The sequence below is a fragment of the Nostoc sp. UHCC 0252 genome (genome assembly GCF_034931145.1).
Lineage (GTDB): Bacteria > Cyanobacteriota > Cyanobacteriia > Cyanobacteriales > Nostocaceae > Nostoc.
The window spans coordinates 22,946-48,284 of record NZ_JAYGHE010000010.1; the positions used below are offsets into that span (position 1 = coordinate 22,946).

The 25,339-nt window shown below is 41.1% G+C and carries 22 protein-coding genes; 11 read left to right on the forward strand and 11 right to left on the reverse strand.

Annotated elements, in window-relative coordinates:
- Positions 1-457 precede the first annotated feature (457 nt).
- Together treY and VB732_RS08985 are read left to right on the forward strand one after the other, a co-directional pair.
- Positions 458-3,253 (forward strand): malto-oligosyltrehalose synthase, encoded by a 2,796-nt coding sequence (gene treY, locus VB732_RS08980; RefSeq protein ID WP_323230470.1) that lies wholly within the window; start codon positions 458-460, stop codon positions 3,251-3,253.
- Positions 3,254-3,350: 97 nt separating this feature from the next.
- The gene (locus VB732_RS08985; RefSeq protein WP_323230471.1) at positions 3,351-4,868 is read left to right on the forward strand and encodes a trehalase family glycosidase; all 1,518 of its coding nucleotides are present in this window, start codon (positions 3,351-3,353) and stop codon (positions 4,866-4,868) included.
- Between the two features lie 82 nt (positions 4,869-4,950).
- On the opposite strand, the gene VB732_RS08990 is transcribed toward VB732_RS08985, so the two are convergent.
- Complete coding sequence (locus VB732_RS08990) at positions 4,951-5,319, reverse strand: transcriptional regulator (RefSeq protein WP_323230472.1); 369 nt, start codon at positions 5,317-5,319, stop codon at positions 4,951-4,953.
- A gap of 33 nt (positions 5,320-5,352) precedes the next feature.
- Positions 5,353-5,565, reverse strand: a complete 213-nt coding sequence (locus VB732_RS08995; protein WP_323230473.1) for a hypothetical protein — start codon at positions 5,563-5,565, stop codon at positions 5,353-5,355.
- A 63-nt stretch (positions 5,566-5,628) separates the two neighbouring features.
- On the opposite strand from VB732_RS08995, the gene VB732_RS09000 reads away from it, so the two are divergent.
- Positions 5,629-6,249, forward strand: coding sequence for a Uma2 family endonuclease (locus tag VB732_RS09000; protein ID WP_323230474.1), 621 nt, complete (start codon positions 5,629-5,631; stop codon positions 6,247-6,249).
- 136 nt (positions 6,250-6,385) lie between these two features.
- On the opposite strand, the gene VB732_RS09005 is transcribed toward VB732_RS09000, so the two are convergent.
- Positions 6,386-6,538, reverse strand: coding sequence for a hypothetical protein (locus VB732_RS09005; protein ID WP_323230475.1), 153 nt, complete (start codon positions 6,536-6,538; stop codon positions 6,386-6,388).
- Positions 6,539-6,987: 449 nt separating this feature from the next.
- Between VB732_RS09005 and VB732_RS09010 the strand changes: the two genes are divergently transcribed.
- The 4 genes from VB732_RS09010 (at position 6,988) to VB732_RS09025 (ending at position 11,722) form a co-directional block, all read left to right on the forward strand.
- A complete protein-coding gene (locus VB732_RS09010) occupies positions 6,988-8,403 on the forward strand; it encodes a nicotinate phosphoribosyltransferase (protein ID WP_323230476.1) in 1,416 nt (471 codons plus the stop codon).
- Between the two features lie 57 nt (positions 8,404-8,460).
- Positions 8,461-9,060: a nicotinate-nucleotide adenylyltransferase gene (locus VB732_RS09015; RefSeq protein WP_323230477.1), complete on the forward strand. Its 600-nt coding sequence runs from the start codon at positions 8,461-8,463 to the stop codon at positions 9,058-9,060.
- Complete coding sequence (locus VB732_RS09020) at positions 9,021-9,767, forward strand: NUDIX hydrolase (protein WP_012411955.1); 747 nt, start codon at positions 9,021-9,023, stop codon at positions 9,765-9,767. Before VB732_RS09015 ends, VB732_RS09020 begins: the two co-directional genes overlap by 40 nt.
- A gap of 236 nt (positions 9,768-10,003) precedes the next feature.
- Positions 10,004-11,722, forward strand: a complete 1,719-nt coding sequence (locus VB732_RS09025) for an NAD+ synthase (protein WP_323230569.1) — start codon at positions 10,004-10,006, stop codon at positions 11,720-11,722.
- 121 nt (positions 11,723-11,843) lie between these two features.
- On the opposite strand, the gene VB732_RS09030 is transcribed toward VB732_RS09025, so the two are convergent.
- The 6 genes from VB732_RS09030 to VB732_RS09055 form a co-directional block, all read right to left on the reverse strand.
- A complete protein-coding gene (locus VB732_RS09030) occupies positions 11,844-13,337 on the reverse strand; it encodes a catalase (protein ID WP_323230479.1) in 1,494 nt (497 codons plus the stop codon).
- A gap of 317 nt (positions 13,338-13,654) precedes the next feature.
- Positions 13,655-15,028 carry a nucleotide pyrophosphatase/phosphodiesterase family protein gene (locus VB732_RS09035; RefSeq protein ID WP_323230480.1) on the reverse strand — a complete coding sequence of 458 codons (1,374 nt, stop codon included), beginning with the start codon at positions 15,026-15,028 and terminating at the stop codon, positions 13,655-13,657.
- 107 nt (positions 15,029-15,135) lie between these two features.
- Entirely contained in the window at positions 15,136-16,359 is a 1,224-nt protein-coding gene (gene eboE, locus VB732_RS09040; protein ID WP_323230481.1) for a metabolite traffic protein EboE, read from the reverse strand.
- A gap of 142 nt (positions 16,360-16,501) precedes the next feature.
- Positions 16,502-17,434, reverse strand: coding sequence for a UbiA-like protein EboC (eboC, locus tag VB732_RS09045; protein ID WP_323230482.1), 933 nt, complete (start codon positions 17,432-17,434; stop codon positions 16,502-16,504).
- 102 nt (positions 17,435-17,536) lie between these two features.
- Positions 17,537-18,445: a TatD family hydrolase gene (locus VB732_RS09050; protein WP_323230484.1), complete on the reverse strand. Its 909-nt coding sequence runs from the start codon at positions 18,443-18,445 to the stop codon at positions 17,537-17,539.
- A 129-nt stretch (positions 18,446-18,574) separates the two neighbouring features.
- Positions 18,575-19,456 (reverse strand): EboA family metabolite traffic protein, encoded by an 882-nt coding sequence (locus VB732_RS09055; RefSeq protein WP_323230486.1) that lies wholly within the window; start codon positions 19,454-19,456, stop codon positions 18,575-18,577.
- A gap of 423 nt (positions 19,457-19,879) precedes the next feature.
- On the opposite strand from VB732_RS09055, the gene VB732_RS09060 reads away from it, so the two are divergent.
- The 4 genes from VB732_RS09060 to VB732_RS09075 all read left to right on the forward strand — a co-directional run bounded on the left by VB732_RS09060 (position 19,880) and on the right by VB732_RS09075 (position 23,054).
- Positions 19,880-20,200 (forward strand): hypothetical protein, encoded by a 321-nt coding sequence (locus VB732_RS09060; protein WP_323230488.1) that lies wholly within the window; start codon positions 19,880-19,882, stop codon positions 20,198-20,200.
- A 370-nt stretch (positions 20,201-20,570) separates the two neighbouring features.
- Positions 20,571-20,798: a hypothetical protein gene (locus tag VB732_RS09065; protein WP_323230490.1), complete on the forward strand. Its 228-nt coding sequence runs from the start codon at positions 20,571-20,573 to the stop codon at positions 20,796-20,798.
- 182 nt (positions 20,799-20,980) lie between these two features.
- On the forward strand, positions 20,981-22,261 hold the full coding sequence (locus VB732_RS09070; protein ID WP_323230491.1) for an acetyltransferase: 1,281 nt from the start codon (positions 20,981-20,983) through the stop codon (positions 22,259-22,261).
- A 235-nt stretch (positions 22,262-22,496) separates the two neighbouring features.
- Positions 22,497-23,054: a hypothetical protein gene (locus tag VB732_RS09075; RefSeq protein ID WP_323230492.1), complete on the forward strand. Its 558-nt coding sequence runs from the start codon at positions 22,497-22,499 to the stop codon at positions 23,052-23,054.
- A gap of 129 nt (positions 23,055-23,183) precedes the next feature.
- Here the strand turns inward: VB732_RS09075 and VB732_RS09080 are convergent, their stop codons facing one another.
- The gene (locus tag VB732_RS09080; protein ID WP_323230493.1) at positions 23,184-23,630 is read right to left on the reverse strand and encodes a hypothetical protein; all 447 of its coding nucleotides are present in this window, start codon (positions 23,628-23,630) and stop codon (positions 23,184-23,186) included.
- An 18-nt stretch (positions 23,631-23,648) separates the two neighbouring features.
- Complete coding sequence (locus tag VB732_RS09085) at positions 23,649-25,313, reverse strand: GUN4 domain-containing protein (RefSeq protein WP_323230494.1); 1,665 nt, start codon at positions 25,311-25,313, stop codon at positions 23,649-23,651.
- Positions 25,314-25,339: the final 26 nt, after the last annotated feature.

The window sequence follows — 25,339 nt, forward strand, 5'->3', positions numbered from 1 at the left end:
AAAAGGTTCAACGTTCGAGTAAAAAGGCTCAACGTTCGAGTAAAAAGGTTCAACGTTCGAGCAAAAAGGCTCGACGTTCGAGTAAAAAGGCTCAATGTTCGAGTAAAAAGGCTCAACGTCCGAGTAAAAAGGCTCAACGTCCGAGCAAAAAGGCTCAAACTCCCCCAACTCTCGATATCAGATAAGATCCCCCCGCCTGCGGCAACCCCCTTAAAAGGCTACGGTGTTGATACAAGTCGAATTACCCCCCTTAATCCCCCCTTATAAAGGGGGGAAACCGGAAAATCTAGTTCCCTCCCCTTTATAAGGGGAGGGTTAGGGTGGGGTAAAACCTTGGTTAATCAGCTATTTCAGACTTGTGTATACACCCTTGCTTAAAAAGGGGGGTTGGGGGGATCTTCCAGAGACAAACACGTTAACCGAACCGTATCGCCCCATCTCTTATCACAACAAACTCATGCGAATTCCTACCGCAACTTATCGAATTCAGTTTACACCCCAGTTTGGCTTTGACAACGCTAAAGCGATCGCAGCTTATCTAGCAGATTTAGGTGTTTCCGATTTGTATGCTTCTCCCATTTTCAAAGCTCGATCTGGGAGTACCCACGGTTACGATATAGTAGATGCCACTCAACTCAACCCAGAATTGGGAACTACTGAATCCTTTGATGCCTTAGTTGGTGAAGTCCAATCTCTTGGTATGGGCTGGTTACAAGATATAGTGCCAAACCACATGGCCTATAGCAGCGAAAACGATTACTTGATGGACATATTGGAACACGGCCCAGATTCCAGTTATACTGACTACTTCGATCTTTCTTGGAATGCTCCCTTTGGCGATCGCCAAGAGCGAATTCTCGCTCCTTTGCTGGGAGATTTCTATGGTGCATCCTTAGAAAGCGGACACATTCAACTAAAATACGAACAAAACGGTTTAACCGTAAACTATTACAGCTTAAAACTGCCCTTAAGATTAGAATCTTACACAAAATTTATTACCCATAACTTAGGTAAACTCACACGCACACTCGGACGCAATCACCCCGATTTTATTAAGCTGTTGGGTATTTTGTATATTCTCAGAAGTGTGCCCTCAGAAGTTGCAGGAAAACAGCGACAAGACCAAATTGCATTTATTAAAGGATTGGTTTGGGAACTCTACACCATAAACGATGCTATCCGCGAGTTTATTGACGAAAATATCCAAACCTTCAACGGAGAACCAGGTAATTCCGATAGCTTTAACTTGCTAGATGAATTACTAAATGATCAATTTTACCGTCTCGCCTTCTGGAAAGTTGGGGCGGAAGAAATGAACTACCGCCGTTTCTTCACTGTCAACGAATTGATTTCCGTTAAAGTTGAAGAAGTGCGGGTCTTTAATAATACTCACAGCCTAATTCAAAAGCTAGTTGAGGAAGGCAAATTTACAGGCTTACGCATCGATCATATTGATGGACTCTACAACCCAATCCAGTATCTAGAAAGACTGCGGGAAAAGACGGGAGATGTTTATATTACGGTCGAGAAGATTTTAGAAATCACCGAAGAATTGCCAGAAAACTGGGAAATTGAAGGGACATCGGGATATGACTTTCTTAACTATGTAAATGGCGTATTTTGTCAAACTGAAAATGAATCATCCTTCGATAAAATTTATCAGAACTTTATTGGTTCAAGAGTAGATTATTCCTCGGTAGTGAAAGATAAAAAGCATTTGATACTAGAAAAGAATTTAGCCGGTGATATTGACAATTTGGCTCTTTTGTTAAAGAACATTTCCAGTAAATATCGCTATGGCAATGACTTTACACTCAATGGCTTAAAAAGAGCGATCGCCGAAGTTCTAACCCTGTTCCCAATTTACCGTACATATATTACACCAGATGGAATTGGGGAGAGCGATCGCGCTACCATTCAAGAAGTAATTCGCCAAGCGAAAGACCAAGCGCCCCTGTTGCAGCACGAACTAACCTTTATTGAAAAGTTAATGGTGCTAGATTTTGATAATTCTCTGACTCAAACAGAACGCGAACAGTGGATATATTTTGTCTTGCGGATGCAGCAATATAGCGGCCCGCTAATGGCTAAAGGCGTAGAAGACACCACACTATATGTTTACAATCGCTTGCTGTCACTGAATGAAGTCGGGGGAAATCCCGGTCATTTTGGCATCGATTTAGCCAAATTTCATAGCTTTAACAAACAGCACCAAGCAACTTGGCCCCATACAATGAACACCACAGCTACCCACGACACCAAACGCGGCGAAGATGTGCGGGCCAGATTGAATGTCCTCTCAGAAATCCCTGATCAATGGGATCAGCAGGTAAATACCTGGAGTGCCATTAATCGCGGAAATCGCAGTCATCGCCACGGGTTCGCTATGCCCGATCGCAACGATGAGTATTTTATCTATCAAACCCTAGTAGGGGCGTTCCCCTTTGTGGAACAGGAACACGCATCCTTCGTAGAACGGGTGAAGGATTATATAATTAAAGCAATTCGAGAAGCAAAAGTGCATACAGCATGGTTGCGACCTGATAGCGAGTATGAAGAAGCCTGTACTTCCTTCATTGAAAAGGTACTTGACCCTTCCATCTCCAGGGAATTTCTAGATGCCTTTCAACCCTTTCAACACCGAATTGCAGAATATGGTATTTTCAATTCCCTTTCTCAAACTCTGCTAAAGATTACCGCACCCGGCGTACCCGACTTATACCAAGGAACAGAACTTTGGGAACTCAGTCTAGTTGATCCAGATAATCGCCGTCCTGTAGATTTTGAACAGCGACGTACTTACTTAAAGGAGATCCGCGAACAAGTTAAAACAGATATTCTCGGACTAATTCAAGAGTTGCTAAACGACAAAACCGACGGCAGAATCAAACTGTTTTTAACGGCTCAATTACTCAAAGCCAGAACAAACTATGTCTCATTATTTCAGGATGGCGACTATCTGCCCTTAGAAGTTCAGGGAACCTACGCCAATCACATTATCGCCTTTGCGCGGCGAGAAGGGAATCAAACAGCGATCGCGATCGCGCCTCGCTTCTTAACCAGCCTCATCCAACCTGGAGACAACCCTTTAGGCGAGTCATGGCAAGATACGCACCTGCAATTACCCCCTGGAGCTCCCCTAAATTGGACAAACGTCCTAACTCAGCAACCCTTACAAGCTACAGAAACCCTATCGATCGCAACAGCCCTCACCCACTTCCCAGTTGCCCTCTTAATCAGCACTGCCGAGTAAAAACAAAAATCTCATCCCACGCAGAGAGAACCCTGTAAAACCTCAGCGTTCCTCTGCGCTTCCCTTCACGTTCCTTTGCGTTAAAAAAATTCTAAATATGACAACTCCCCCACAACTTAGTACCACGCAGATAAACAAAGTGCGCTTCCATATCAAAAAAACGTGGAAAACCTTAACGCGATCGCACGAACACTTATTACAGTCTGCCAAGGATACTAAACTAGACCACAAAACCAACACTCCCTGGATCGTCTACATTTCCCCCTTAGAAGATTGTCCCACCATTCAGCGTGTGTTAGAGCGATCGCTATATCCCAAAGATATGCAACAGCTAGAAATTCGCACTTTGCCCTCAGAAGTCGAAGCGATTAAAGAGCATGGCTTACTATACCTACCAGGGCCTTATGTCGTACCAGGTGGTCGATTTAACGAAATGTATGGCTGGGACAGCTACTTTATATTACTGGGACTTTTGCACGATGAAGAATGGGAACTAGCCCAAAGTCAGGTTGACCAATTACTTTACCAGGTAAAGCATTACGGCACTATCCTCAATGCCAACCGAACTTATATGCTCTCGCGATCGCAACCCCCCGTCCTCAGCATGATGGTTTTGGCACTATTCCAGCACACCCAAGATAAAGAGTGGTTGAGGACAACCGTCCCGCTTTTAGAGCAGTTTTACTATTACTGGGTAGTACCGCCCCATTTGAATTCTGGAACCGGCTTATCCAGATTTTATGCCTTTGGGGAAGGCCCCGCACCAGAAGTTGTGTTTTCCGAACGCGATGATGAGGGAAAAAGCCACTACGATCGCGTCAAGGAATATTACCAAACCTTTGACGTTGAAGATTACGACGTTAATCTTTACTACGATCGGGAAAATGACAAACTGACCTACCTATTTTACAAAGCCGATCGCACCATGCGCGAGTCCGGTTTTGATATCACCAACCGATTTGGCCCCTTCAGTGCTGATATCCTCCACTACGCTCCTGTGTGCCTCAACAGCTTGCTATATCAGGTAGAACAAGACTTGGCGCAAATTAACAATATTTTGGGGAACGAACAACTAGAAAAACAATGGCGCGATCGCGGCGAATATCGGCGCGATCGGATCGATCAATTTCTCTGGAATGAAGAACGGGGACTCTATTGTGACTATCACTTCCAGAGTGGAAAACGCCGTTGCTACGAATTTGCTACCACATTCTATCCCCTGTGGCTAGGAATCTCTTCTCAAGCCCAAGCCCAGCGCGTCGTTGACAATCTCTCTTTGTTTGAAGCTCCAGGCGGAATTCTTACCAGTACTCATGTCACCGGGAACCAGTGGGATGCACCTTTTGGTTGGGCCCCATTGACATTTATTGCTGTCCAGGGACTTCACCGTTATGGTTTTCATACAGAAGGCGATCGCATTGCTAACAAATTCCTGACTATGGTGATTAAAGAATTCGAGCGTCACAATACCCTAGTTGAAAAATATGATGTTGAACGCTGTTCTGCCAACGTTTCTGACGAAATCACCTTTGGATATAGTTCTAACGAAGTTGGCTTCGGCTGGACAAATGGGGTGATTTTGGAACTCTTAGCAGGCGGTGGGAAAAAAGTTTAAATAAAAAGGCGTGAGGAAAAACTCACGCCTTTTTATATTGAGCAGAATTCATCGCTATAACGTCTTGTTAATTCCCTGACGATCACTGAATCGGTTGTACACTCAGGCGATAGCCGAGATTGTGCAGGATAAGGCTGATGGTTCGCAGTTCCGGGTTGCCTTCTGGCGACAAGTCCCGATAAAGATTTTGGCGGGTTATACCCGACCGTGCTTGGGCTACGTTCTGAAGCGCTTCTAGAAAAAACGCCAGATCACCATCCTGCTCGTACTCTTCAAGGGCAACGTCCAGGTACGCTTTTGCCATTTCCGGGTTTCGCAGCTGCTCAATTACGACCTCTTCATGGTTTCTCAGTTTCTTGCTCATCTTCTCCTGATAAGCCTGCCAATATCCCTTCGCTTTTTTTATGTCCCTGTCCTGGCTGTCCTTTTCGCCACCACACAGGAGAATCACTAGATCATTTGCGGATTCTCCAAAGTACACGCGCTAGCCACTGCCAAAGAAAAAGCTCAGTTCTTGAACGCCTTCGCCAACCGACTTGCAATCCCCATAATTACCCTGTTTGAGCCGCTCTATCCGTCGGATTATCCTCGAACGGATCGCATAGTCCTTAAGGTTTTCTAGCCATTCGGTGTACGGCTCCTTGCCATATTCGGTAGCATAGACTTTCAGGGTTTTTTGACGGACGATATCAGCCATAACTTAATTATTTATCTTAAAAGCGGCAAAGCGTCAATAAATCTATTATGAGGAATAATCACAATGGTTCAATCAGCCCCAAAAGTTCTAACCGTTAACGAATTTATTAGCCACTATGGTGAGTGCGATCGCTATGAACTAATTGATGGTGAATTAATTGAGATGGAACCAACCGGGCCACACGAGCAAGTATCTGCATTGATTGGGCGAAAACTCAATGTAGAAATTGATCGTCAGGATCTAAGCTACTTTATCCCCCATCGCTGCCTAATCAAACTATTAGGAACAGAAACAGCTTTTCGTCCCGATTTGATTGTGTTAGACCAAACTCAATTAATTAATGAACCCTTGTGGCAACAAGAACCTGTAATTACATCAGCAAACTCGATTAAACTAATTGCTGAAGTTGTCAGCACAAACTGGCAGAACGACTACGCCCGCAAAGCTGAAGATTATGCCCTGTTAGGAGTTCCTGAATATTGGATTGTTGATTTTCTGGGCATTGGTGGCAGACAATACATTGGTAAGCCAAAACAGCCAACAGTGACAATTTGTACCCTAATAGAGGATGAGTATCAAAAACGGTTGTTTCAAAACAACGAGAAACTTATTTCCCCAATCTTTCCCAATTTGCAATTAACGGCACAAAAAATCTTTACGGCTGTGCAACCTGTTTCCAAGTAGCTTATTTCAATCACAACGCAAATATAGCAATCTTATTTGATTGGCTCTCCACCAAAAGAATCAGATCCCCGACTTCTTGAAGAAGTCGGGGATCTTTTGGTTCATAAATATTTTTCAAATCCGATATTAGTACCTACTAATTATCATCTTTACGCTTATCATAAGGCTCACCTGTAAAAGGTTGTACCCCACTAGCAGGATAAGCATCATCATTAGGCCCAAAAATCCGCATTGCAGCTTCAGAAATATACCGGGTTATATTAGCAATGATTTGGGAAATAGCCGTCATATTTGACTCCTTATTTTTGAGTCTATTTAATTGTGCTACCTCTACTTTAATACCAATATTCTTAGCTAGCTCCTATTCTCAATATATTGAGAATATTTGCAATCTTTATTCAGATAACTTCGCAATACTTTAGCTTGTTAAAAAGCCAAACGTTTCTCTTTTATTCTAATTGAAATTTATCTATTTCTCCAAATCCACTCAGGGAAAGAGGTTGGTAAACAAACTTGCCTTGGAAGGATATTATTCTCTTTCATTAGACAGCCGTCAAGTTAACATTATTGCTAGCTTTTACTATTAAAAAATATTAAGTATTTTATAAAGCTAGTATAAAGTTACTTATAAATCTACTGTTACACGGCAATCTCTGAAATATCCTTACTAGTTAGTTGACATTATTTATGGTAAATATTACCATAAATAAAAGAAGCATCTTGTAAGGAATCTCTTGCATGACAACTTTGCCAGATTTGGACTATGTATATAAACAGCAAAGTCAGCATAACCAGGAACTAAACCTCTCGGCTGATGACTACAGCTTGTTGACCGATCTTTATCAGTTAACAATGGCAGCTTGTTACACTGGCGTTGGTATCGAACAACGACGGGCTAGCTTTGAATTATCTGTCAGACGATTGCCAGAGGGTTTTGGTTATTTAATTGCAATGGGGCTAACGCAGGCATTGGAATATTTAGCCAAAATTCGCTTTAGTTCCGCGCAAATTGCGGCATTACAGGCAACGGGAATTTTTGCTCATGCAGGCGATCGCTTTTGGTCACTTTTAGCTGACGGAAAGTTTACGGGTGATGTTTGGGCAGTGCCAGAAGGGACAGCCGTCTTTGCCAATCAACCACTATTGCGGGTGGAAGCACCACTTTGGCAAGCGCAACTAGTAGAAACTTACATCTTAAATACGATTAATTACCAGACTTTGATTGCCACAAAAGCAGCAAGGTTGCGGGATGTAGCGGGGGAATCAGCAACACTTTTAGAATTTGGCACAAGACGAGCATTTAGCCCGCAAGGGTCTTTATGGGCGGCGCGGGCGGCTTTAGCGGGTGGGTTGGATTCCACCTCCAATGTGTTAGCAGCGCTACAACTAGGACAACAGCCAAGTGGTACGATGGCGCACGCCCTAGTGATGGCGCTGTCAGCAATCGAAGGCACTGAAGAACAAGCTTTTAGTGCATTTCATCGATATTTTCCGGGTGCGCCCTTGCTAATTGATACTTACGATACCATTGCTGCTGCCCAACGCTTGGCCGAAAAAGTAAATTCCGGGGAAATGCAATTAACAGGAGTGAGATTAGACTCAGGAGATTTAGTTACCTTATCAAAACAGGTGCGATCGCTCCTTCCCGGTGTGCCAATTTTTGCCAGTGGTGACTTGGATGAGTGGGAAATTGCCAGATTAAAAGCTGCTGGGGCGCAAATTGATGGTTACGGATTGGGAACGCGACTAGTTACAGGTTCGCCTGTCAATGGAGTTTATAAACTTGTAGACATTGATGGCATCCCAGTGATGAAGCAGTCTAGTGGTAAAGTTACTTATCCAGGGCGCAAGCAGATTTTTCGCTCGTTTACGGGAGGTAAGGTAAAAGCAGACAGGTTGGGACTCTTAGGTGAAATTCCTCAAGAAGAAGAACCTTTGTTGGAGTTAGTAGTGCAAGAGGGTCAACGGGTGCAACCGTTAGAGTCTTTGGCAACAATTCGTCAACGTACCGCAGCCTCAGTTGCCAGTTTGCCACAACAAACACGGCTTTTGGATCATCCTGTGGCTGTAGAAGTGGAAATTTCTGAGGAGTTACGGGTGTTGACTGAAGAAACTAAGAAACGAACCGCAGAGGCACAGAGAACACATAAGTAAAAGTACTCTTTCAGTCTGTCTTAATTACGAATTACGAACTACGAATTACGAATTACTATGAGAGTTGCTTTGTTTGGTACTAGTGCCGATCCGCCAACTGCGGGACATCAAAAAATTCTGAGCTGGTTGTCTGAGCGTTATGATTGGGTAGCGGTTTGGGCGGCGGATAATCCATTCAAGTCCCATCAAACGCCCTTGGAACATCGGGCGGCAATGTTGCGACTGTTGATTGCGGATATAGACTCGCCACGACACAATATTGCTTTGGAACAAGAATTGAGTAGCTTCAGAACACTGGAAACAGTGGAAAAAGCGAAGGTTATTTGGGGTGAAGATGCTGAATTGACGTTGATTATTGGTTCAGATTTACTGACTCAGCTACCACGTTGGTATCGCATTGAAGATTTGTTACAGGAAGTGCAACTACTGATTGTACCGCGACCCGGATATGCAATAGATGAGTCTAGTTCAGAGGTAGTGCAAAAGCTGGGAGGGAAAATTGCGATCGCTAGTCTGACCGGTCTGAATGTTTCCTCAACAGCGTACCGCGAACATGGAGATTCTCAAGCCCTCACCGCCCCTGTAGTTGCCTATATTAATCAAGAGCATTTGTACGAATGCCAGGACGTTCACAAAAAAAGATACCAACTCCGTTAAACCAACAACCTTTGGCCGATTTCAAGGTTGGTGTTGATAATGTAATTTTTTCTGTAGATACTGTACAAAATCGGCTGTTAGTTCTACTAGTAATGCGACAGCAAGAACCTTTTCTAAATCATTGGAGTCTTCCCGGTACTTTAGTGCGTCCCGGAGAGTCTTTAGAAGATGCCGCCTATCGCATTATGGCAGAGAAAATTAAAGTCAACAATCTCTATTTAGAACAACTCTATACATTTGGCGGACCGAATCGCGATCCACGGGAAGCAACTGATAGTTATGGTGTGCGTTATTTATCAGTTAGTTACTTTGCCCTAGTGCGATTTGAGGAAGCCGAATTAATTGCCGATCGCATGACTGGCATAGCTTGGTATCCAGTAAAACAAGTGCCGCAATTAGCTTTTGACCATAATGAAATTCTGGCTTATGGACACAGGCGATTACGAAATAAATTAGAGTATAGCCCAGTGGCTTTTGAAGTCTTGCCAGAAATGTTCACCTTGAATGATTTATATCAGTTATACGCCACAGTTTTAGGTGATAACTTTTCCGATTATTCTAATTTTCGGGCGCGTCTACTCAAGTTAGGTTTTTTATGCGATACCGGAATTAAGGTATCACGGGGTGCTGGTCGTCCGGCTAGTTTGTATAAGTTTGATGCGGAAGCTTTTGCTCCCCTAAAAGATAAACCTTTGGTGTTTATTTAGCTAATTACTTGAACGTAAGTTCGATGAACCTCTCCCTCCCAGCCTCCCTTTCCGAAACGGAAAGGGAGGAGCAACAAAAAATTAATTCAGCTTTTTGCTCCCCTCTCCGATGCGGAGAGGGGCTGGGGGAGAGGTCAAATAAGACTTGTCAAACTCACGTTACTTTGCATCCAAAGTCCTGAGTAACTTATGACTCTTGACAAATGACAAATGACCAATGACTAATGACAAATAATATGAAAATTGCGATCGCACAAATTAATCCTACTATCGGTGATTTGCTTTTAAATGCCCAAAAAATCCTAGAGGCGGCACAACGCGCAGCATCTAGCGGGGCGCGTTTGTTGTTGACACCAGAACTTTCTTTGTGTGGCTATCCACCAAGAGATTTATTACTAAATCCTAGTTTTGTGGAAGCAATGGGCATCACTTTACAAAACCTAGCTCAAGATTTACCACCAAATTTAGCCGTGTTGGTAGGGACTGTTGAACCGAACCTCAATGCACATATTAGTGGTGGTAAAACTTTATTTAATAGCATGGCTTTGTTAGAAAATAGCCAAGTTAAGCAAGTTTTTCACAAGCGACTTTTGCCTACTTATGATGTATTTGACGAACGTCGCTATTTTGAACCAGGGTTGCAAGCTAATTATTTCACCCTAGATGATATCCATATTGGCGTAACTATTTGCGAAGATTTATGGAATGATGAGGAATTCTGGGGCAAACGTAGTTATGCAGTGAATCCGATTGCTGACTTAGCAATTCTGGGTGTAGATTTGGTTGTAAATTTGTCTGCTTCCCCCTACACTGCCGACAAGCAACAGTTTCGTGAAACAATGCTTAGGCATAGTGCAGTACGTTTTCAACAACCGATTATTTATGCTAATCAGGTTGGCGGAAATGATGATCTAATTTTTGATGGACGTAGTTTTGCCTTGAATCGTCAAGGTGAAATTATGTGTCGTGCCCGTGGTTTTGACACCGATTTAGTAATAGTTGAATTTGACGAGGCGCAACGGGATTTTCAATTAAGTACTGTAGCGCCTCTCTATGAATCGGAAGATGAAGAAATTTGGCAAGCGTTGGTTTTAGGAGTGCGAGATTATGCTCGGAAGTGTCGCTTTTCTAAAGTAGTATTGGGTTTAAGTGGCGGGATTGACTCTGCAATAGTAGCTGCGATCGCCACGGCTGCACTTGGTAAAGAAAATGTCCTGGGTGTTCTCATGCCTTCCCCTTATAGTTCGGAGCATTCCATTAGCGATGCTTTGGCATTAGCCGAAAATTTGGGGATTAAGACTAATCTTTTACCAATTGGCGAGTTAATGCAAGGCTTCGATCAAACTTTGGGTAATTTGTTTGCAGGTACTGAGTTTGGATTGGCTGAAGAAAATATCCAATCTCGGATTCGCGGTAATTTATTAATGGCGATCGCTAATAAATTTGGCTATCTTCTTTTATCTACTGGTAACAAGTCAGAGATGGCAGTTGGTTACTGTACCCTCTATGGCGATATGAACGGTGGGTTAGCTGTGATTGCAGATGTTCCTAAAACCCGCGTTTATTCACTTTGCTATTGGTTAAATCGCAATAATGAAATCATCCCGCAAAACGTCTTGACTAAAGCACCCAGCGCTGAACTCAAACCAGGCCAAGTGGATCAAGACTCTCTACCGCCTTACGAAATTTTGGACGATATTTTGCAACGCTTGGTTCACAACCACCAATCAGCAGCCCAAATTGTTGCAGCCGGTCACGATGCGGTGATTGTAGATAGAGTAATCCAAATGGTGGCGCGGGCTGAATTTAAACGGCGACAAGCACCCCCCGGCTTAAAAATCACCGATCGCGCTTTTGGAACCGGTTGGCGAATGCCGATTGCTAGTAACTGGGTTGGTGTCAAAAAGGCTTATCAGGCTAAAACTACAGCTACACCTAACCTTAGTTTATTGTGATGGGACAAGATGCTCATCCGCAAATCAAGTAATTAACTGTTCTACCACATCTAATTTGCTCCAAATTAAATCAAAGTCTTGTGGGGCAGGTATTTCGTCCCACCCAACAAAATTGGATAAGCTACCAGTTACCTACAGGTTGAACAGTAGCACCTAGCATTGAGGGATCGATTGAAATGCCCAATCCTTCAGCTACACGACGACCATAAGAAATATCTGCCCGGAAGAAGTGGCAAAGTTGGCGCATTTGGATATCCTGCCTTGCTTGAGAGAGACTACCGACAATATTTTTAGCCAGACGCTCTTGCTGTTCAGGAGTTAGTAACCGATACAGATTACCTGCTTGCGTATAATCGTCGTTTCCTTCACGATGACTGTAACGATCGACTGTGACATCGCCCAAATGACTAGGTGGTTCTGCATAAGCTGGATTTTCTTTGGGCGTACCCTCAGCACTATTCGGTTCATAGTTAGGAACGCTACCGCCGTTGTTCCCCGATGCCATAAAGCCATCTCGCTGATAATGCATCACTGGACATTTGGGCTGATTAACGGGTAGTTGCTGATAGTTACCACCCAAGCGATAGCGTTGAGCATCTGGGTAAGAAAAAATTCGAGCTTGCAGCATTTTGTCTGGAGAGAAACTAACGCCCGGAACCACTGCACTAGGGCTAAAAGCGGCTTGCTCTACTTCGGCAAAATAATTCTCAGGGTTCCGATTTAGCTCTAATATCCCAACTTCAATTAAAGGATATTCCCCTTGTTTCCAAACTTTGGTTAAGTCAAAAGGATTGTCAGGATGTTTTTCCGCTTGCTCCTCGGTCATCACCTGGATACACATCCGCCACTTAGGATAATCTTTTTTAGCGATCGCTTCAAACAAATCATGAGTCGCATGATCCGGATCTTCACCCTTAATCTTAGCGGATTCTTCCTCCGTCAAGGTTTGATGTCCTTGCAGAGTCTTAAAGTGAAATTTACACCAAACGCGATCGCCTTCAGCATTAATTAAACTAAAGGTGTGGCTACCAAAACCGTCCATGTGTCGATGGGTTTTGGGAATTCCCCGATCTGAAAACAGGATTGTCACCTGGTGAAGCGATTCTGGACTGAGTGACCAAAAATCCCACTTTGCATTCTGGTCTTTGCAATTGGTTTGGGGATTGCGCTTTTGGGTATGGATGAAATCAGGAAACTTCAAAGGGTCGCGGATGAAGAAAATAGGGGTATTGTTACCTACAAGATCCCAGTTACCCTCCTCAGTATAAAACTTGAGGGAAAAACCTCTAGGGTCGCGCTCGGCATCTGCTGAACCTTTTTCTCCTCCAACTGTAGAGAAACGCAAGAGAAGTTCCGTTTTTTTGCCAATTTCAGAAAAAAGTTTGGCTTTACTATAACGGGTAATGTCATTGGTAATAGTCAAAGTACCATGAGCAGCCGCACCTTTGGCGTGAACAACGCGCTCAGGAATACGTTCTCTGTTGAAATGAGCCAGCTTTTCTATAAGGTGGAAATCCTGCATTAGCACAGGGCCACGCGCTCCAGCCGTGAGTGAGTTCTGATTATCGCTAACTGGAATACCGTCAGCAGTTGTCAAGTTTTGGGGTTCAGTCATGCGTAAAGAAGCTCTCCATGTAAGTTACTCAGATTGCCCACAGTAGATTGACGGTTGCCTACTGATAGAACACTCTAATTCATAGTCATAACGAGTTTATATATAAATCATACTCGATATGATTATGAATTACCATAAATTTTTTTGTATTTTGGTAAGGGACTTCCAAGAAATAAATTATCCAAATAAACGAACCACAGAGACACAGAGAACACGGAGAGAGGAGAAATAGAGAGGGTTTTTTCGTCAGTTTTGGGACATTTTTTTATTTGGAAGTTCCTAAGATGTAGAGACGATATATGTCTCTATACCGCCTTTCAGGTATTTAAATGTTTGAGAATCAACGAGCAAATATCTGTCGCCTCAATTGGATGTTCATTAACTAAATGAGTTTGATGGGTGATAAATAGAGGCCCTTCATCTGGGGAAGTGGTAATGTTACCGTGAGAACCACGCACCAGAGAAGCATCCAGAGGAATCACATCCATCAGGTAGCGGAAACCCAGTTGTTTCTTAAGTAACTTGAGAGCAATTTTCCCTTGAGGAAATTTAATTTGCGGATCAAGGAAAAGTTCTACAGGATCGTAACCAGGTTTGCGGTGGATATCTACAGTTCTAGCAAAATCAGGCGCTTTTGCATCATCAAGCCAATAATAATAGGTAAACCAAGCGTCAGATTGTGCGATCGCTACCAACTCCCCCGATCTAGGATGAGCAAGGTGGTAGGCTTGTTTACCCTCTTCATCCAATACCTGCGCTACGCCTTCAGTCGCTTCTAAAAGCGATCGCACTTTTGGGATATACGCCGGATCATTCACATAAACATGAGCAATTTGGTGATCCGCAACGGCAAAGGCAATGCTAGCACCAAAATCGAGCAGTTCTCGCCCTAATTCTTCTCGCACAGCAATTAGTCCATTTTCCCGTAGTACACGGTTGATATCCACAGCTTTAGAAACTGGGGTAATGCCATACTCAGAAAGAATAATTACCTGAGTATTACGTGCTTCAAAATATTTAATTAAATCGCCACAAACAGCATCAATTTCTCGCAAATCAGCTTGGATGTGTTTTTTATCATGACCAAATTTTTGCAAACAGTAATCTAAATGTGGTAAGTAAACCAGTGATAATGTCGGGCTGTAACGTTCCTCAATCCATTTTGCGGAATTGGCAATCCATTGGCTAGAACTAATGGTAGTTTTTGGCCCCCAGAAATCGAACAGAGGGAAATTTCCTAAATCAGATTGAATTTGCGATCGCACATCACTAGGATGGGTATAAATATCAGGTAATTTTCTCCCATCTGCGGGATACATTGGGCGCGGTGTAATCGCATAATCTGCTGAAGAGTACATATTGTACCACCAAAAAAGGTTGGCACAAGTGAAAGTTGGATCAATTGATTTAGCTATTTCCCAAACTTTGGGAGCTTGCACTAGTTTATTAGACTGCCGCCAAAACTTCACTTCACATTCATCGCGGAAGTACCAACCATTAGCGACAATTCCATGTTCATCGGGCAATTTTCCTGTTAAATAAGTAGCCTGAACCGAACAAGTCACAGCAGGTAACACTTTTCCAATTGACGCTACCTGTCCTTTCGCAGCCCAAGAAGATAAAAATGGTGTGTTTTCTCCTAGTAAACTGGGCGTTAATCCCACAACATTTAGAACAACAGTTTTCTGCATAAACTTAATCCTCTCTTATAGTAATTTGAAAAAATAACTAGAAACGCACAATAATGTATCTCTAAAGATTTAAACTAGAAAACTAAGTTTAAACCTTTAATTACGAATTACGAACTACGAATTAATTTTAATACCCACTCATACTCACGTTGAATAGAAGTTAGTAAATCTATCTTCATCTCTCCTGGTAATACATCCCAAGTATAAGTTTCAATTTCTAAATGAGAGCAAGCATTGTTTGTTTGAAGTAGATGCAAAACAGTCGCAATATCATCTTGCGTAGATTGCAAAATTTGATAATCATGAATAAAAATTGGGACATGGAAGTGAGTCCGCCATTCTTCAGCTAGAGATTGCTCTAAATGCGGTAACGCAGTTATTAAGTCAGGATAGTGATGCAGTGTACCATCAGTGCGACGTTCTATTACTTGGTGGAGATAAGTAGATTCAGCAAAAGGACGTAAGCGTTCAACTATCAAACTACGCTTTTCAACCTCAGCAGGTATTTTTAGTTTAATTGCTGCGCTGATTTGAACCTTGCCAATTTTAATTCCTGCGGATTGGAAACGTGCAAATACAGATTGTGGTTCCTCGTATTCAACTGAAAAATGGCAGGTGTCATAACAAATCCGAACGTGTTCTAGCAATTTAGCTTCTGCTAAAGTCTGCTCAATATTTAATTTCTCTGATAAATAACTACCACCGATTGGCAATAACCAGTTTTGATAGAAATCAATTACTTCTGAGGTGTTTTCAATTAATCCATCAGGCTCAGGTTCTAAATCAATATGGAGTATCTTTCCTGTTTCTTCGCAGATGCGAATCATTTCTACAACTACTGATGCTATATTTAAACAACTCTTTTTCAGAACTGTGTCGAAAGTTGATTGGTCTTTTTGCCACCAAGGTTTATAAGATAATGGCAGCGTAGAAATTCCGCCGTCAAGTTCTTCTGGTAATAGAGTAGCTAAAATTTGTGCCAAATTTAATGTATAATCGACCCGTTCTTGTGTAGACCAATCTGGTGCATAAACTTGGTCTTTTACTACCTGTCTATGGAATCCGCCATAAGGGAATCCATTTAAAGTGAAAACGTATAAATCTTCTTGACTAAGCCAGGCTTGGAATTGAGCCAAGTTATTATTTTGTAACAGTTCTTTGGCAGCTGCATCTGCTAATCTTAAACCAATACCAAAAGGTGCTGTTGGCGATAAACGTGATTTGAGATTGAGAACATATTTTTCTAAATTGCTAAAAACTTCTAACCAACTTTCACCAGGGTGAATATTGCTGCAATAAGTTAAGTGATTATTGTTTTTTGTAATTTTCATTTTCTAGCTTTATCCCTTGTATATGTAATTTTTTCGGCTTATACTATTTCACAAAATATCTGCCACATATTCAGTTGTATGGGCGCATAGATGTGCGCCCACATAGCCAATTTATGGTATTACTGGATATATACATTCAAATTTAAGTAACGGCAAATACTTTTGCTAACTTCATCGAAAATGGCAACAAAATTAGAACGAATAAGCCGTAATACAAACCAGCAAAACCAGATGCAATAGTTGCATCTAAAACTATTAGAGATAAAACGCCTATTTTTACGGCAGTTCGGATATTTTCGGCGACTGGTTCACGCGCAGCTTTGATAAAATTAGGCAAGACTCTGATAGCTAATACAACAGCAAATGGCAGTGCTATAGTCGCTGCATAGTCTCCTAATAATCCTAAAGCTAAAACTGCTGTTAAAACTATTGCAATCAGCAGTAATGCGAGTACTCCTGTAATCTTCTTACCTCCGTGAACTTCACCCTGACTAATTGCGGTGATAGCAGCAATGTAAATAACAGGAATCAGCGCTAAATACCAACGTTCTCCTATCATTGCTGGTACAGCACTTACGCCTAATAATAAGTTACTGCCACGACACAAGCCCATATTTAAAGGGCCAAAAAAAGGATGATGTTTGGCGAGTGAATTATATAGTAGGCATGAAAGAGTGATAAATATAGCGATCGCACCACTCACCAACGATACTTGAAAAGCAGCTATAATGCCGATCGCAAATAGTATACTTCCCAATAAAGTAGCATTTTCACGAGACACGCGACCACTGGGAATTGCTCTATTCGGTCGCTCTTTTGCATCTAATTCAGCATCAAAAACATCGTTAAAAACTACACCACCGCCGTATAAACCAGTTGTAGCTAATAACAACCACGCTAATGGAATTAGTATGGTAAAACTTGCTTCTCCATTGATTAATTGAGCAAAAATAGCCCCAGAACCAGAAGCAGCAAAACCAACAAGAATATCCGCCCAGGCAGTAACAATATTAGCAGGACGCATCAATTCTAGATAACCCCGCCAGCTTCGAAAATTTAAGCTTGCAACATTCACTTATCTGCCTCCGTGCCTAATAATTTATCAAAAAAAACCGCATATTACAGATGAATCAGATATTTATGCAATTCCTTATCCCCACTCCCCACTCCCAATTTATTACTCAATCAACACATAATCTGAAACTGATTTGATTCCTGGTTCTTGTCCCCGCAACACAGAATTGCCATTGAACAACTCGCGTTGATCAACAGATTCGGGATTGAGCCAGTCTGACGCTTTCATCTGCCCAGTTTGACTGTAAGCAGCTAGGGCGTTTTCATAACAAACTGCTCGTACATGTTCTTCAGGAATGCCCCTATCTAACATCAACTGAGCCGTTTTTGGGACTGCCAAAGGATCGCTAATACCCCAATCAGCACTACTATCTACAATGATGCGATCGCGTCCATACTTACGAACAACTTCTACCATCCTGGCGTTACCCATCTTCGTCTGTGGATAAATGGTAAAAGCTGCCCAAAAACCCCGTCCTAATACTTCCTCAACGGTTTCCTCGTTGTTGTGGTCAATAATTACTTGTGAAGGATCTAAGCCATATTCAATACAGCGATCCATACTCCGACTAGCACCCGCCTTTTTATTACGATGAGGCGTATGAATTAGCACCAACATATCGAGTTCTTTAGCTAATGCTAACTGTTGACAAAAGTACTTATCTTCTGCTTCTGTCATGTCGTCGTAGCCAATTTCACCAATAGCAACAACTCCCTCTTTACAGGCATAAAGTGGTAGCAGTTCTATAACTTCTGCTGCTAATGCTTCGTTGTTAGCTTCTTTCGGATTTAGGCCAATTGTGCAGTAATGTTGGATGCCAAATTGACTAGCACGAAACCGTTCCCAGCCCACAAGACTGCTGAAGTAGTCTTTGAATGTGCCAGCGTTCGTTCGTGGCTGTCCTAACCAAAAAGCTGGTTCAATAACGGCGACAATGCCATATTCCCGCATTACTAAGTAATCGTAAGTAGTGCGCGAACACATGTGAATGTGAGGATCGATAAACATCATGGTTTTAATGATTGGGCATTGGGAATTGGGAATTGGGAATTGGGAATTGGGCAGTTATCAGTTATTAGTTAAGAAAATCGTCTGTGATAACTGTTCACTGATTTGAGTCTCCCTCATCCCCACTCCCTTTTATTTGTAAACAAAAAGGCCATCGCGGCTAAAATTATTCCAAGTCAGATTACCTTGTTGAATAGATGACCGTAAATCTGGGTAATGAGAAAGTAATGCCTGCGCTTGGGGTAAAGAAGACTCAGCACAAGCTAACGCTGCTGCTTTTTGCTCGTCTATATCCCCATTAGCCAGTACTTTTTCTAAATCTGTGATGATTGCACTATCCGCAAACCGTCCTACAGGTCGCCAAAGTTCTGGCGTAACTGAGCGTTTAGCTGCCCAACGTTCATGGGCATAGTCTGCTAACATCCTCGCCAATTCTGGGTTAGCACGCCGATCGAGTCCCCAAATTAGATGCAAAGGACTACCGACAAACACAGCTTTCAGCACCATCTGATTCCAAGCAGCATTATCTAAATAATTAGCTGGATAAGGGTTATGTAGTGCGATCGCTTGGAATACATTACTCATATTGCTGCGAATTCCCTCAGCAGCGCGATGGCGATGTAGCTCTGGATGTGGTAGAAATGGCAAACTTTGATAAAGGACAACTAACTCCCCCATATCGGCAGTGGAGAAGAATTTATCAAGCGATCGCACATAGCCCTCAGCATCATCATGGGGCAAAGCTAGAAGCAAGAGTGTACGACCTGCTTGATCTACACTCCAATGACCAGGATACCAACCAGGAATCACATCCTGGGCTGCTTCCAAGTCCTGGAATGTTAGCTGCAAATCCTCTTTACCTAGATAACGCGGCACAGCACTAAAAGCCGTAAAAAACACTCTCTCAGCAGCGCCGCTAGCAATTTGTGCTTGCTTCTGTTCCAGCCAAGCAAAAGCTTTCTCTGAAACAGACTTTAACAGCCAGTGATGCAGTAACTCGTTTACTTTACTCATGATGAATTTTAGGAAAAGTTGCCCGACTTTTTTATGGCAACTAAGTATAAAATCTAGCACTAAACTTGATACTTTGTGATTCAAGCAGCTAGATAAGATACTACTTAGATTATAACTTTACTGAATCTATAAAAATCTCCTGACTTTCGAGAAGATAGTGTAAAGATCCCATTTCGATTAGATAAAGGATCAAATTTTGTTACGGAATAAAATTAAAATTTAATGTAATAATCATATTTATATACAATCTTAAATATAAAGTTCAGACAACTAATAAAGTTGTTAGTGAATGTATTTTTAGCCCAGTTTTGATATTAAAATATTTTAAATTTTAGCTTTTAAAAGACTTTCTTTTCCAATTTTCTATCATTTCAAATACAGTACTGATGTATTTACACCTACTTAATAAGTAGTAATATTCCAATGGCTATTCAGCAAAAAACCGTTTTTAATCTTAAACCAATTAACCAATGTGTTCGCGTGACATTTAATTATGATGTTCACTTTACTAGAGGCTTGTTTCAGTTAGATAATCCTTTACTCGCACAAGCGATTGCCGCAGATGGAGAGACAGCCCCAAAACAAGTGCTAGCAGTGGTAGATGCAATTCGCGCATTAAAGATAATCAACGGGGGCTTGTACCAGATGAGTTTACATTTACAGGTATTACCAACAAGCCAGCATTCTCGTTTACTTGCTAGTTCTGACAAAAATTTTAACTTTCAGCAGCATTGGGTTCCTTAGCGACCAAAATTTATCCATTGCTATACAAAGGCGTATATGCCTAATCATGAGTTACCAAACTTAGCATAATAATATCCTCCCTAAGATAGTTGATTTTGGATATCAAATATTATATTTACTAAAGGTTTGAAGTCTTAAACCTACAAATTTTTCTATGATTATCATCATTTTTATCAATATTAATAGTCTTTTATTAAGCAGCAAGTAACACTACAATTAATTCTTAGTGAATTATTAATTGAAGCCATCCTTGCTTTAATTAACTAAAATTGGCAGTTATTTAGATCAGGTAAACGAAAAAGCTTAAGCTTTGCGTGTACTTTCTATTTCACTATGCCAAAAACAATTCGTGAACTATTTAGGTATCATAATGTTGAAACGTCGCACAATACTAGCTGGTTTAGCTGTACTAGGCTTAACGTTGGCTGTGACTACTAAAGTATATGGACAGTCCACACCTGGGCCAGATGCTTGGGAGACTGTTTACAATGATGCAGTAGCCGGAGCAACAACGACAATTTCAGTCCCGCTTTTGCAGCCTTTATTATCACTTGTCTTAGATGTCTTCTACAACTTGGCAGGTTATTGGGGCGGTTAATTCTTTGTCTCATACCTAATAAGAGTCTAGACGCTGTTGCAGTGTAGTTTTTTGGTAATTTCTCATTCTGCGTAGACGCAGAGTGTCTTGTCGCTAGAAATCCCTTCAACATACCTCGTATTCATCAACGCAGATTTATCCCGTAGCCAAATATTTCATCACCCGTGAGGACTTTTCTTTCTATGTTCAAACCTCGCACAATTTTTAGTGCCTTAAACGCAATTATCCTAGCGTTTGCCATCAGCACACAGATATATATACAACCCGCACTAGCTGCTGGAGGAACGTGTAATCCAACTGTGGGAAACCTACCTATATGCCCCAGTACAGCGCCTGTTGCGTCAGCTAATTTCATTGACCCAACTGCAACAATCATCAATCCCACAAATATTACTTTAGGGGGAAAGGTCTACGTTGCCCCATTTACCCAGTTAAATGCTACTAATGCCCCCATTAGCATTGCGGCCGGTTCTAACGTCCAAGACCAAGCGAAAATTACAGCTTCGGGAGCAGGAGTGCAAGTAGGTGAGCGTGTGATTATAGCACACATGACCACAATCAAAGGTGCAGCTAGAATCGGGCTTCAAGGCTCAACCGGGCCTTTTACCGACCCAGTTACCAATACTCAGTTTAGCAACACTGTTCCAGAGACATTTCTCGCCTTCAACTGTGAAGTAGACGGTGCGACTATAGAAAGAAACACAGTAGTCAACTTTCTCTCGCGGGTTGGCCCTGGTGTCACCTTACCGGCTGGTAAAGTTGTCTTGCCTGGTAAAAACGTCACAACTAACCTAGAAGCTAATAGCGGTCTCTTGGGCAAAGTAGCAAACCTGACACAAGCCGACGTTGCATTGATGGAAGGTGTCGTTGAAGTCAATCAAGCATTGGCCGAAGGTTACGCAGCATTAGCCGCAGCAGACTTGTCAAATGTAAAAGGAATTAATTATGCTCCCGTCACAGCTTTTAACCCCGGAGGTCTGCCAAAGATAGGTGGAATTACGACCCGTAATCCAAACTTTCGTAACCGCATCGTCGGTAATGTGATTACGGAAGATTCTTTAGCAACGCTCAACAACAAACTAGCTAATAGAATTTCGCTGCGTGGTGATGAGGGTGAACCTTTTCATATTGGTAAAATTGCTGGTATGGCAAACGATGTTGTCTTTCATGCGTTAGCAACAACTAACTTGACTCTTGGTGATGGTATTGGTTATGGGCCTCGCGTTCTAGTTCATGGCGGTAGGCAGGTTATCAATGGTGTTTCTAATGGCCCTGAAACTAGCGTAGGTAATAACGTCGGGCTAGGGCCGAACTCCATAATATACAGTGCAGTTATCGGTAAAAACTCAGCAGTTGGGCAAAAAAGCGCAGTCTTCAACTCTACAATACCTCCGAGAACGCGTATCCGTTCTCGGACAATCTATGCCGACAACGGAAACCTGATTTTACCTGTGGAGTGGTAATACCGTTTCACCTTAAAACTGATATAAATGGCAAGCACAGGGTGGTTGGGGAGCAAGGCGATTTTGTGAAATGGTATAAGAGATTAATTTTCGATAGACTGAAAAGTTTTCCAGAACTCTTACTAAATGTTCATTTGAGTTTTGAGTACAATTGACCAAAATTAGGGTGTAAAGGGTAGACGCGCCACGCCACGACGCACACCCCACACCCTTCTTCTTGACTTTTGCATAATTTATGAACCTAAAAATTTTATCGCTAGTGCGATCGCAATACCTACGATTGATTGTGCTGTTCACTTTCATATTTGGGCTGGTACTAAGTTTTGATGAGAGTTCATCTATAGCCGCACAGACGGAAATATCCTCCAATCAGCCTCAAATAGTACAACCGTCAGTCACCGGACTTGTTTCTACATTATTGGATGAAGTCGAGGAATTACCATCAGACTTAATTCGCTGGTCAACTTACTGGCAACTTTGTTGGGAACCATATCCCGAAGCTAAAGAATATGAACTACAAAAGGTGCTTGTGGATGGCAAATCTCCAAAGTTGCAACGTCAAAGCGATCGCTGTTTTCGTATACAAGCTGCATCGAATGAAAACAAAAAATCACAAGGATTATTTAACCGTGAGTTAATCTTATTAATGCATAAGATTCAGCTTGCCTATCGAGTACGAGCTATCTTAGATAACAACCGCGTCAGTGAATGGTCTCCAGTCATGGCAGTTGGTGCAACTACTGACTCCCAATCAAATGATACTAATGTTAGTGTTAAACCTTTCTCTCCATAGAAACATAGGAAGAAGGGTTAGAGATAGTTTAGCAAGTATTGTACAAATGCTGGACAATTGCAGATAGTGCGGTCTCGAAAAACACTTTTTTAATCGTAACAAAGTTTAGAGGTTACAGTAGTTAGTACATTACTTGCCATAGTCTCTACCCCGCATACCCGATGGGATATTTATTTTCGTACCAATAATTGATTGTTCGCCATCCCTAAGTAAAAATTTAGAACTATTAATTTCAACGACTTCATACTTTTCTGTTGTAAACAAAGAACCCAAAGTGGCTACAACATCTGCAAGAGAAATTTTAAAAGCTAGCGGTATCTGTAAATTAAAAAACGATTTGGGAATACTCTTAATATTTAAATGCAGCTTGCGATCGCTTACATACCAGATACCATTAAATTTATTACCTGTTATCAGTTCTCTAGGTTTGTATAAAACAAATGTTTGAACTCTAGTTTGCTCATAAGTCATATCATCTTTAAAAACAATAGATATTTTTTCCCAGGAAGTATCAAAACGCCATTTACCAAAAAGTAAAATTTCTATGTCTGTATCAGAAAGATTAATATTATTCATATTGAAATTTTGAATTTTTTAAAGTATTGATGTTTGCTTACAAATTCTTGTCCGAGAAAAAAATAAGTGCATCTGCCAAATTAACCAAGACCCCACCCGCCACGCTCCCATTGAGAGGTCTTTGGTAGATGAGTTTGAGGATAAATCGAAGGTTTTTTGGTCATAGTGTAACCATTGAGCCGGTAGATGTCCCATCGGTGTCATCGGGGACAATTTAAAAGTTAGTTGTTCATAGTCTAACCAGTTTCCATCTTTTCGCCAACCAAGGCGATCGCCAAGTCTCTTTTCTGCTTCGTAGTCTACTTGACTACCCATCTCGCTCCAGATACTTTCCTGAACACTGAAGCCAAAATAACCATAACTGTATTGTTCCCAAAGTTGATCAATAATGTAGAGGTCTTGACAAGGAAAGTTATCAATATCTTCCTTGTAAACTTCATTCCAATAATCCTTTTTCATGACTTGTAGGATTAATTTAGTAGTTTCAATATCAGCTTCTTTCCAATTATGCTGTGCCAATAGATCCCGCAGTTGTGTATAATCGATATTTGGATTACTTAGGAAGGTAACATTATTATTAGTCAGTTCCATAAATCTTGTTTCTTGAACAGGTGCTGTAGAGACAAAATTTACTTCTGCTATGTCTAGTACTTTTCTTTGCTCGGTGAGTTGCTTAGATATGTAATTAGAGATTAAATCAATTCCCTTATCTAAAAAGACACCATTTTCACCCAAGTCTAAATTATCAATTTGCCAATCAAATACTTGAGATTCAATAAAGGCATCTTTTAATCGGGTTGTTTTATCGTAACTTGTCACCATAAAATCAAGAAAAGTTTCAGAAATTGCCTCGTTGCCTCCAATATTTAATAAATTTGATTTATGTTTCAAAATATTATCCCCTAAGATTTTAATATCTCCAACAGTCGTGTAGAAATATTCATCTACTTTAACAGCTTCATCTATCAGAGACTGAAAAGGACTAAAGTAATCTTGCAAAGAATTTTCAAAATTGACTGCCGTATGAGCAATTTTAGCTATTTCTTTCCGGATCTTATTAGCTTTCATTTGATATTCATAAATTTCTTGATATACTTCTATATCTTTAATTATTTGCTGAACAATTTCTTCTTGTACTTTGGTATCTTCCGTCAGTTTTTTAATTCCTTCACCAAGCAATTTTATTTTTTCTAGCATCATAAAATAAGCATTGGTTAATAGTAAAACTGATTTAAAGTTTTCTTCTTTTTCACATCTTAAATCTTCAACAATTTTTAGATTATGTTTATTTTTTATCTCTAAATTGATTCTTTCATCTTCTAAATTTTTTATTTCTAGATATTTATGTCTAAATAACTTCTTTAAGTTATCTGTAAGTTGTAACAAAAAATTATGATAGCTATCCTTATAGTTTTCTAGCAAATCAATAATATTAATGTAATCCTTAATGAAAAGTTGGATCTCTTCAAAAATCTCTGCCTGACTAATTTCTTCTTTCCAGTTAATTATTCCTCCAAACTTATGATGATATCGAACACCTTCTTTAATTAGTCTTTGACGTTCTCTAATTTTTTTTTGAACTATTTTTACACCGTTATTTTTGAGGATAGGCAGTTGATAGTTTTGTTCGTAAATGGAAATATTCTCGTAAGCGATTAATTGCCTTTGCTGTTTACTTAGCATCTGATTAATTTTTAAAGATATGAATA